The sequence below is a fragment of the Bradyrhizobium sp. PRIMUS42 genome (assembly GCF_023006515.1).
Lineage (GTDB): Bacteria > Pseudomonadota > Alphaproteobacteria > Rhizobiales > Xanthobacteraceae > Bradyrhizobium.
Genome location: NZ_JALBGZ010000246.1, coordinates 1 through 8369 on the forward strand (window position 1 = coordinate 1; position 8369 = coordinate 8369).

11 protein-coding genes and 1 pseudogene are annotated in these 8369 nt (G+C 64.8%); 7 read left to right on the top strand and 5 right to left on the bottom strand.

The features are described from left to right. Together MOV75_RS19085 and MOV75_RS19090 are read left to right on the top strand one after the other, a co-directional pair. Positions 1-528 (top strand): alpha/beta hydrolase fold domain-containing protein (locus tag MOV75_RS19085; RefSeq protein WP_247006387.1); only part of this gene is annotated, 528 nt, incomplete at its 5' end. Between the two features lie 131 nt (positions 529-659). Next, on the top strand, positions 660-935 hold the full coding sequence (locus MOV75_RS19090) for a hypothetical protein (protein ID WP_246926587.1): 276 nt from the start codon (positions 660-662) through the stop codon (positions 933-935). A 37-nt stretch (positions 936-972) separates the two neighbouring features. On the opposite strand, the gene MOV75_RS19095 is transcribed toward MOV75_RS19090, so the two are convergent. The 5 genes from MOV75_RS19095 to MOV75_RS19115 all read right to left on the bottom strand — a co-directional run bounded on the left by MOV75_RS19095 (position 973) and on the right by MOV75_RS19115 (position 5148). Then, on the bottom strand, positions 973-1293 hold the full coding sequence (locus MOV75_RS19095; RefSeq protein ID WP_246926600.1) for a cupredoxin domain-containing protein: 321 nt from the start codon (positions 1291-1293) through the stop codon (positions 973-975). A 10-nt stretch (positions 1294-1303) separates the two neighbouring features. Beyond that, positions 1304-1837 (bottom strand): DUF4142 domain-containing protein, encoded by a 534-nt coding sequence (locus MOV75_RS19100; RefSeq protein WP_246926602.1) that lies wholly within the window; start codon positions 1835-1837, stop codon positions 1304-1306. A gap of 119 nt (positions 1838-1956) precedes the next feature. After that, positions 1957-2646 (bottom strand): RNA polymerase sigma factor, encoded by a 690-nt coding sequence (locus MOV75_RS19105; RefSeq protein ID WP_246926604.1) that lies wholly within the window; start codon positions 2644-2646, stop codon positions 1957-1959. Between the two features lie 120 nt (positions 2647-2766). Beyond that, complete coding sequence (locus MOV75_RS19110) at positions 2767-3633, bottom strand: sulfurtransferase (RefSeq protein ID WP_246926613.1); 867 nt, start codon at positions 3631-3633, stop codon at positions 2767-2769. A 180-nt stretch (positions 3634-3813) separates the two neighbouring features. After that, positions 3814-5148 (bottom strand): dihydroorotase, encoded by a 1335-nt coding sequence (locus MOV75_RS19115; RefSeq protein WP_246926615.1) that lies wholly within the window; start codon positions 5146-5148, stop codon positions 3814-3816. Positions 5149-5249: 101 nt separating this feature from the next. On the opposite strand from MOV75_RS19115, the gene MOV75_RS19120 reads away from it, so the two are divergent. The 5 genes and pseudogenes from MOV75_RS19120 to MOV75_RS19140 all read left to right on the top strand — a co-directional run. Further along, positions 5250-6131, top strand: a complete 882-nt coding sequence (locus tag MOV75_RS19120; protein WP_246926617.1) for a folate-binding protein YgfZ — start codon at positions 5250-5252, stop codon at positions 6129-6131. Further along, on the top strand, positions 6128-6754 hold the full coding sequence (locus MOV75_RS19125; RefSeq protein ID WP_246926619.1) for a DNA-3-methyladenine glycosylase I: 627 nt from the start codon (positions 6128-6130) through the stop codon (positions 6752-6754). Before MOV75_RS19120 ends, MOV75_RS19125 begins: the two co-directional genes overlap by 4 nt. Next, the gene (locus tag MOV75_RS19130; RefSeq protein ID WP_246926621.1) at positions 6751-7365 is read left to right on the top strand and encodes a YfbR-like 5'-deoxynucleotidase; all 615 of its coding nucleotides are present in this window, start codon (positions 6751-6753) and stop codon (positions 7363-7365) included. Before MOV75_RS19125 ends, MOV75_RS19130 begins: the two co-directional genes overlap by 4 nt. A 160-nt stretch (positions 7366-7525) precedes the next feature. Next, complete coding sequence (locus MOV75_RS19135; protein ID WP_246926623.1) at positions 7526-8032, top strand: tyrosine phosphatase family protein; 507 nt, start codon at positions 7526-7528, stop codon at positions 8030-8032. A 202-nt stretch (positions 8033-8234) separates the two neighbouring features. Beyond that, positions 8235-8369 (top strand): annotated as a pseudogene (locus tag MOV75_RS19140) (NAD regulator); the annotation flags it as partial.

Sequence of the window (8369 nt, forward strand, 5' to 3'; positions counted from 1 at the left end):
AACATCGCCGCCGTCACCTGCCAGCTCGCGCGCGACCGTGGCGGGCCCGAGATCGCCGGCCAGCTCCTGATCTGCCCGGTCACCGACTGCACCTTCGACCGTCCCTCCTACAACGACAATGCGACGGGCTACTTCCTGACGCGCTCGCTGATGTACTGGTTCTGGGACCTCTACTGCTCGCCGGCGGACCGCACCGATCCGCGCGTCTCGCCGCTGCGCGGCAAGGTCGCCGGGCTGCCGCCGGCTCTCGTGACGACCTGCGAGTTCGATCCCTTGCGCGACGAAGGTATCGCTTATGCCGAGGCCATGGCGGCCGCAGGCGTCCAGGTCGAGCAGCTCAGGGCGCACGGCCACTTCCACTCGTCATTCACCATGGTCGATGTGGTGATCACCGGCGCGCCCGGACGGGGACAGATGGCGGAAGCCTTGCGACGCTTCGCCGGGCTCCCGCTGGAAGTCAGCAGCAGTGAGGAGCACAGCCAAGGTCAGGCCAGCCCGGGGCACAGGATCGCGGCGGCCGCGAGCTGACAACGACAGGCCGGCCGGGAACCTTTTCCCGGCGGCCGCGTTGAAGGTCCGTGGCATTGAGATGCAGCGATAGGTGTAGGCCCCGGCACGTAAATCCGCGCGCCGGGGCATTTTTTGCGTGAGGCGAAGCGATGGGGGACGGTGTTGCGGATTCAAAGGTCGATTTCGGTGCGCTTGCCGCGCTGCATAAATGGCCGTCGCTTGCGAACCAGCGCCGGCCGGACCGGGAGCCGTATCAGATAAGCGAAGGCACTCTTGACGAGTGCATCTCGGTCTTCATGGAGAAGCCGGCGACGACCCGGCATCTCTATGAGATCCGAACAGCGGCGCAGCCGCCGCTCGTGACGGACATTCTCTCGTCCGAGCACATCATCGAACTGTCGCGCTGGAGAGAATTTCTCCGATAGTCCCAGAAGGCGAGTGAGCGCAGGGAACGTGCTCTCCTCACGGCTCGATCTTGAGCGTCGCTTTCATGTTGGGATGATAGCGGCAGTAATAATCGATCGTTCCCGCCTTCTTCAGAACTGATGTCGCCGATTTCTTCGGCGGCAGTGTCACGTCGAAGTCGCCGTTCCTCGCGGTGGCGGTGTGGGCAAAGACGTCCTTGTTGATCCAGTTGATGGTGTCGCCGACCTTGGCCGACACATGAGCCGGAGATATCTCTAGATTCTCCATCGTGATCTCGATGGTCGCGGCGTGTGCCGGGACGACCATCGCCGCGAAGACAAGCGCGATAGCGATCGAAAACAGCCGCCCCGACATCATCGCACCCTCCCTATTTCAGCTCGGCCGCGACGTGCTCGGCGTGCTGCTGATGACCCTGGAAAATCTTCAGGCCGGTTTGCAGCAGGCTCCTCAGCTCGGCATTGTTCGCGGACGGAATCAGCTGGGTCTCCAGCGCGCCGTTGACCGCCTTGTGGAAGGCGACCTCGTTGGCGACATAGGCCTTGTCGAACGCCACGCCGTCCAGCTTGTCGAGCTCGACCAGCTTGTCGCTCGCCTGCTTGGACAGCGCCTTGCTGGTGTCGTTGTCCTCCGGCGTGACGTTCAGCTTCTTGACCAGCGCGAGCGCCTGCTTGTTGACCGCCTCGTGGTCGCGCAGCATGTCCTCCGCGAACGCTTTCACATCCTTGCTCTTGGCCTTCTTCTGCGCCTGTTTGGCCGCGTTGATGTCGATCACGCCGGCGGTGTAGGCGATGTGAGCGATCTGCGGATCGGAGGGTTTGTCGGCCGCGCTGGCGCCTTGCAGCAGCGCGGGGCTCGACAACAGAATTGCTGCGGCGACTGCCGCGCTCCATCGGATCAACATGGTTTGACACTCCTGTGCTGCCGGACGGTTGGCCGGCGCGTTGCTTCACAGGAGTTGGATGGGAGTTTCGCGCAAACGTTCCCGAAAAATTTCAGCCGACGCCAATCAGCCGATGCCAATCAGCCAATGCCAAGGCGCCTGAGCACGGCCTCCGTCAGCCGCTCGCAGCGCTGGCCGGCGAACGGAAATGCATCCATCACGACGGGGCCGATCTTCTTCTCGACATTCTCGCGCAGCAGGGTGCGCGCACGGTGCAGCCGCGTCTTCACCGTCTCGGGCTTGATACCGAGCAGCTCGGCCGTCTCCTCCATGCTCATCCCCTCCATCACCCGCGCGATGAAGACCATGCGGTAGGCGTCGGGCAATTCATCGACCGCATGTTCGACGACGCGCTGGATCTCGCGTTGAGCCATGGATTTTTCCGGATCAGTTGCGGCGGACGAGAGGGGAAACTGGATGATTTGCGCTTCGAGCGTCGCCTCCGGCAGCGATCCCAGTTCGACCTGCGGCTTCCGAGCGCGTGCGCATCCGAGCGCTTGGTTGATGGCAATGCGCGACAACCACGTCGACAGCGCCGACGCACCAAGAAAGTCGTCGAGATGCGTGAATGCGCGGATATAGGTTTCCTGCACCACGTCCTCCGCCTCACTATCGCTGCGCAGGATACCGCGGGCGAGCCTGTAGAGCCTGCGGTTGTTGGCCTGCATGATCTCGCGCAATGCGGCTTCATCCCGGCGCCGCGCACGGTCGATCAGCTCGGATTCCGACGTCCTGACACCGGCGGACAGGCCGGCTGCGGTCCCTGGCATGGCGAGCGCCTCATCTCCATTGGTTCCGGACATTGGATGCAGGCCCAGACGAAAGGTTCCGAGATTTCTTGCCCTGATCTTTCCTACCCTGGAGGGGTCCCCTCCAGGGGAGGGTAAGAGCTAATCCGTCTCGATCGGCAGTTCCGGGTCCCTCGCCCATTCCCCCATCGAGGCGTCGTAGAGCGTCAGCTTGTCGTAGCCGAGCTGCGTCAGCAGGAACAGGTCGATCGTCGCCGAGATGCCGCCGCCGCAATAGCAGATCACATTCTTGTCGCGCGTGACGCCTGCCGCGGCGAATTTGGCTTCGGCGTCGGCAAGCGTCGTCAGGGTCTTGTCGGCGTTGACGAGCGTTGCGGCTGATACGTTGACGCTGCCGGGAACGCGGCCCGGCCGGCCGTAGCGGCTCGGCTCGAGGCCGCGATGAAACTGCGGCCCCAGCGCGTTGACGGTGACCGTCGCGGAATCGCCGATCCGCGTCTTCACAATAGTCTTGTCAACGAAGAAACCCGCGCGCGGTGCGGCCTTGAAGATCGCCGCCGGATATCCCTTCGGTGCACCTGTCTCGACCGGCCGCCCCTCTTGCTTCCATTTGTCGAAGCCGCCGCCGAGCACATGCGCATCGACGCCGAGCGAGCGCAGCATCCACCAGAACCGCGTCGCCCACATCATCGTGCCGATGCTGTAGAGCACAATGGTCTTGCTTGCGTCGAGGCCGTGGCGGCCGAAGGCGGCCTCCAGCTGGGCCACACCGGGCATCATGAAGAATTGCTGCGCGGAGGCGTCGGAGAACTCGCCCTGCAAATCGAGGAAATCGGCACCGGGAATGTGGCCGGCGGCGAAGGTCTTGTCGCCGGGCACGGCGCGATAGGGCACGTCGCTGCCCGGCGGGACGGGTTCGTTGTAGGTCGTGCAGTCGTAGAGGCGCAGGTTGGGATCGCCGAGGATGGCGGCGAGCTGCCCGGTGGTGATGAGGGCACTCTGACTCATTGGAATATTCTCCCGTCATACGCGCACAATCTCCGTCACCCTGAGGTGCCGGAGCGTAGCGGAGGCTTCGAAGGGCGACGGCCGCCAGCGGGGCCGCTCATCCTTCGAGGCTTGCCATACGGTGCAAAAGCACCGCATGGCGCGCACCTCAGGATGACGGATTATACCGGCCGCAGCAACTTACTGCTTCAACGTTTCCAGAAACCGCACCGGCTCGCCTTGCGAGGCCGTCACAAGCTCGCCTTGCCACATCACGCGGCGGCCGCGGATGAAGGTGCCGACGGGCCAGCCCGTGACGCGCACGCCGTCATAGGGGGTCCAGCCGGCCTTGGACGCCACCCATTTGTTGGTGATCGTCTCGCTGCGCTTGAGATCAACGACCGTGAAGTCGGCGTCGTAGCCGGCGGCGATGCGGCCCTTGCAGGCCATGTTGTAGAGGCGCGCGGGGCCGGCGCTGGTGAGGTCGACGAAGCGCGCCAGGGAGAGCCGACCCGCGTTGACGTGATCGAGCATCAAGGGCACCAGCGTCTGGACGCCGGTCATGCCGGAGGGCGAAGCCGGATAGGTCTTCTGCTTCTCCTCCAGCGTATGCGGGGCGTGGTCGGAGCCGAGCACGTCGATGATGCCCTGCTCGATGCCGCGCCAGATGCCGGCACGATGATCGGCCCCGCGCACCGGCGGATTCATCTGCGCCAGCGTGCCGAGCCGCTCGTAGCATTCGGGCGCGACCAGCGTGAGGTGATGCGGCGTGGCCTCGCAGGAGGCGACGTCCTTGTGATCGCGCAGGAACTCGATCTCTTCCTTGGTCGAGATGTGCAGCACGTGGATGCGCTTGCCGGTCTCATGCGCGAGCTTGACGAGGCGCTGCGTCGCCATCAGCGCCGCGGTCTCGTCGCGCCACACCGGATGCGAGCGCGGATCGCCCTCGATGCGCAGCGATTTGCGGTCGTTGAGGCGGTACTCGTCCTCGGCATGGAACGCGGCGCGGCGGCGGATCACCTGGAAGATGCGGCGCAGGCTCTCGTCGTCCTCCACCAGCAGTGCGCCGGTCGAGGAGCCGATGAACACTTTGACGCCCGCGCAGCCCGGCGCGCGCTCGAGCACCGGCAAATCCTGTACATTCTCGCGAGTGCCGCCGATGAAGAAGGCGAAATCGCAATGCATGCGGTGATGGGCGCGCTTCACCTTGTCGGTGAAAGTGGCTTCCGTCACCGTCAACGGAGACGTGTTCGGCATCTCGAACACGGCGGTGACACCGCCCATCACGGCGCTGCGCGAACCGGTCTCGAGGTCTTCCTTCTGCTCCAGTCCGGGCTCGCGGAAATGCACCTGCGTGTCCATGACGCCGGGCAGGATGTGCAGGCCCTTGCAGTCGATCACCTCCGCGGCCGAGGCCTGCGACAGCGGGCCCAGTTCGACGATCCGGCCGTTGGTGATGCCGATATCGCGAACACCCTCGCCGTCCTGGTTGACGACGGTGCCGCCTTTGAGGATCACGTCGAAACGCTGGGTCATGGCTGAAGGCCTCTCTCATCCCCAAGCGCAGGGCTCGAGGTCTTGTCGTTTATGCCTCGCGGGCTTACGTTCCGGAGCAACATGTCGCAAGAGATTTTCGTATGAAATCAGCGTTTCTTCCCGACCGGGGCGTGGTCAAGGTCGCGGGCGAGGATGCGCGCAACTTCCTCAACGGCCTGGTCACGACCGACGTCGACAGGCTGAAGCCGGGCCTGGGGCGATTCGGCGCACTGCTGACGCCACAGGGCAAGATCATCGTCGATTTCCTGATCACGGAAGCGCCCGCGGGTCACGGCGGCGGGTTCCTGATCGACTGCCCGAAAGCGCTGGCAGACAGCCTCGCCACCAAGCTGAAATTCTACAAGTTGCGCGCCAAGGTCACGGTGGAAAACCTTTCCGGCGATCTCGGCGTGCTTACCGCCTGGGACGGGCAGCCCGCGGCCCAGCCGGACCTCGCCTTCACCGACCCGCGCAATGACGGCCTCGGCGTTCGCATCCTGATCCCCGAAGACCTCAAGCAGAAGCTGTCCGATCTGATCGGGGCCGAACTGGTCGATGCGACCGAATACGAGGCGCACCGCATCGCGCTCGGCGTGCCGCGCGGCGGGCTCGATTTCATGTACAGCGACGCGTTCCCGCACGAGACCAACATGGACCGTCTTGCCGGCGTCGATTTCGACAAGGGCTGCTATGTCGGCCAGGAGGTCGTCTCGCGCATGCAGCATCGCGGCACCGCGCGCACCCGCAGCGTCAAGGTGTTGCTCGACGGTCCCTCGCCCGAGGCCGGCGCGACCATTCTCGCCGGCGACAAGCCGGTCGGCACTATCGGCTCGACGTCCGGCGGCAAGGGCATTGCGCTGGTGCGCATCGACCGAGTCGCGGACGCGCTCGACGCCGGTCAGCCCCTCACCGCCGGGGGGCTGGCTTTGACGCTCGCCGAACCCGATGTCGTTCGCATTCCGGCCAAGCAGCCCACCGCATGAGCCGCGCTCCCCGCCTGCATCCCGACGGAAAATCCCGCTGCCCTTGGCCCGGCGAAGATCCGCTCTATGTCGCCTATCACGACACCGAATGGGGTGTGCCGGAATATGACGACCGCGCGCTGTACGAAAAACTGATCCTCGACGGTTTCCAGGCCGGCCTCTCCTGGATCACGATTTTGCGCAAGCGCGACAATTTCCGCAAAGCCTTCGACGATTTCCAGCCGGAGAAGATCGCGCGTTACAACGAGAAGAAGGTTCATGCGCTGATGAACGATGCCGGCATCGTTCGCAACAAGGCCAAGATCGACGGCGCGATAATGAGCGCGAAGTCCTATCTCGACATCATGGAGAAGGGGCCGGGCTTCTCGAAGCTGCTGTGGGACTTCATGGACGGGCGACCCAAGGTCAACCAGTTCAAGACCACCGCGAGCGTGCCGGCCTCGACACCATTGTCGGTGCAGATCTCGAAAGAGCTATCCTCGCGCGGCTTCAAATTCGTCGGCCCGACCATCGTCTATGCCTTCATGGAGGCGACCGGCATGGTCAACGACCACCTCGTCGACTGCCATTGTCACGCGATCTGCGGCAAGACGCAGCGCAAGCCGCGCCTCAAGGCAAAATGACCGCGAAGAAGACGGCGCCCGTTGCGCAATCCCGCGCCTGGCAGCGCATGCTGTCGGGCCGGCGGCTCGATCTGCTCGATCCCTCGCCGCTCGACGTCGAGATCGCCGACATCGCGCACGGCCTCGCGCGCGTCGCGCGCTGGAACGGGCAGACGACAGGCGCGCATATCTTCTCGGTCGCACAGCATACGCTGCTGGTTGAAACCGTGCTGCGGCACGAGATGCCGCGTGTCGATCGGCGCATGCGGCTCGCCGCGCTGCTGCACGATGCGCCCGAATATGTGATCGGCGACATGATCTCGCCGTTCAAGGCTGTGCTCGACGGCCATTACAAGGCGGTCGAGAAGCGCTTGCTCGGCGCCATCCACGTCCGCTTCGGCCTGCCGCCGGAGCTGCCGGAGGAGATCACGCTGGCCATCAAGGCCGCCGATCGCGGCGCGGCCTATCTGGAGGCGACCGCGCTTGCCGGCTTCGAAGAGCCCGAGGCGAAGCGCCTGTTCGGCAAGGATCCCGGCCTCTCCGACAGCGTCCGGCGCGACTATCTGACGCCCTGGACCGCGGCGCGGGCCGAGAAGCAGTTCCTGGAGCGGTTTGGCGCGGTGTTCGCGTAGGTCCGTAGGGTGGCATAGGCGCTCTTGCGCCGTGCCCACCATCTTCTCGCACTTACGACAAAAGTGGTGGGCACGCTTCCGCCTTCGCTCTTCGAGCTACGGCGGACATGTCGCTTTGCCCACCCTACGGCCGCGGTTATAATCAAGAAAAAGGTCCGCCATGATCCACGTCTGTTCCCTCGCCGCGCTTCCCGAAACCGTCCGCCTCACCGGGGCCAGCCATGTGCTGACCGTGATGGCCAATGTCGAGCAGGTGGCACGTCCAGTATCGGTGCTACCGGCCAATCATCTCAAGGTGTCGATGGACGACATCACCGAGGAGATGGACGGTTTCGTCGCACCGTCCGAGACGCATATCGATCAGGTGCTGAACTTCGTGCGCAGCTGGGACCGCAGCGCACCGCTGGTGGTTCATTGCTATGCCGGCATCAGCCGCTCCACCGCGAGCGCGTTCGCGGCGGTCTGCGCGCTCAATCCAAACCGCGACGAGCTCGATATCGCCAGGAAGATCCGCGCGGCCTCGCCGATCGCCTCGCCGAACCGGCGCATCGTCGGTCTTGCCGACCGTGCCCTCGGACGCAACGGTCGCATGCTGCGGGCGCTCGACGAGATCGGCCCGGGTGCGATGATGGTCGAGGGCCGCCCCTTCGTGATCGAGCTCGAATGACAGCTGCGCGCCACAAGATAGCTGCGCTCCCTCTCCCGCAAGCGGAGGGTCTTGCCTCATCGGGACTCCCCAAGAGGCGAGAACCCTCACCCGCGCCTTCGGCGCGACCTCTCCCGCAAGCGGGAGAGGTGCAGCGAGCCCGCGGCGAGACTGCCGCAATTGATCGACATGTCTTTCTGCCACCACCTGCGATCGTCACCGCATGAGCGACAAGCTCCTGACGCCGATCGAGATCGGCCTGACCGCGGCCATCGTCGCGATCGCGGGCCAAGAGCCTCTGATCCTGACCGCGCGCGGCAGTGACGGGCTTGCCGGCCTGCCGTTCGGCCCGTTCGAT